This is a genomic window from Bradyrhizobium sp. LVM 105 (genome assembly GCF_003957705.1).
Taxonomy (GTDB): Bacteria; Pseudomonadota; Alphaproteobacteria; order Rhizobiales; family Xanthobacteraceae; genus Bradyrhizobium; species Bradyrhizobium frederickii.
Map to the genome: position 1 here is coordinate 1 of NZ_QZMV01000086.1, position 1,308 is coordinate 1,308.

The 1,308-nt window shown below is 61.5% G+C and carries 1 pseudogene; it reads right to left on the minus strand.

Features of this window, described 5'->3' with window-relative positions:
* Positions 1 to 66: 66 nt before the first annotated feature.
* Positions 67 to 1,308, minus strand: a pseudogene (locus tag D6B98_RS40685) (IS3 family transposase); the annotation flags it as partial.

Here is a 1,308-nt window from a genome sequence, read left to right on the forward strand (position 1 = left end):
GTCAGATGATTTGAGACTGATCAGGCGTTCTGCGAAGGGAGGCTCTGGCTCATCAGGGGTTAGAGTTTAAGCGGCCTGCAGACGATGCTGCAAGCGACGATTTGCAATGGTGTCGCGCTTGATGCGCTGACGTTCGGCCAGGATTGTCTCTGCTCTGCCGAAGTAGACATCGGCCGGTGTGAGATTGTCGATGCTCTCATGGTAGCGAACGTGATTGTAGTGCTCGACGAAGGCACTGATCTGTCGTTCGAGATCGCCGGGTAACTAATAGTTGTCGAGCAGGATGCGGTTCTTCAGCGTCTGATGCCAGCGCTCGATCTTGCCCTGGGTCTGGGGATGATACGGAGCCCCGCGCACATGTTGCATGTCTTTGCCCTTGAGCCAGGTGGCCAGATCGTCCGCGACGTAACTCGATCCGTTGTCGCTCAGAAGCCTCGGCCGCTGCATGACGGTGATGTGGTCGAGGCCGGAAGCTGCGAGCGCCTGGTCGAGCGTCGCCGTGACGTCGGAGGCGCACATCGTCGGCCCCAATCTCCAGGCCACGATGTAGCGCGAGAAGTCGTCAAGGACGGTCGACAGATAGTACCAGCCCCAGCCGGTGATCTTGAGGTAGGTGAAGTCGGTCTGCCAGAGCTGATTGATGGCCGTGGTCTTGTCCTTGAACTCGTCCGCGGCCTTGATCACCACATAGGCCGGGCTGGTGATCAGGTCATGCGCCTTCAGCAGCCGGTAGACTGATGCTTCCGAGACGAAGTACTTCCGCTCGTCGGTGAACCGCACAGCCAATTCGCGCGGCGACAGCTCCGGCAGTTCCAGCGCCAGGTCGACGATCTGGCCGCGAACGTCGTCGGGAATGCGGTTCCAGACCCGATCCGGCCGCGATCGATGATCGGCCAGCGCCTCAACACCGCCGTCCCGATAACGATCGTACCAGCGATAGAACGTGGCTGGTGGGATACCGAGCTTCTCCAGCGTGCGCCTGGCCGGCAAGTGCGACTGCTCGACCAGCTTGATAATCTCGGCCTTCTCGGAGGCGGGATACCTCATGCCTCGTCCTCCCCATCCCCGTTCATGCTTTTTTTCAGCAGGCGGTTCTCCAGGGTCAGATCGGCCACGACCTCCTTCAGCGCTGCGGCCTCACGGCGCAGATCCTTGACCTCGCCGGAGGTCGCAGCACGGGCCGTGTCGCCAGCCAGGCGACGCTTGCCGGCTTCCAGGAACTCCTTGGACCAACCGTAATACATCGAGGCGGCGATGCCTTCGCGGCGGCAGAGCTCGGAGATGTTCTCCTCGCCCCGCAGCCCCTCC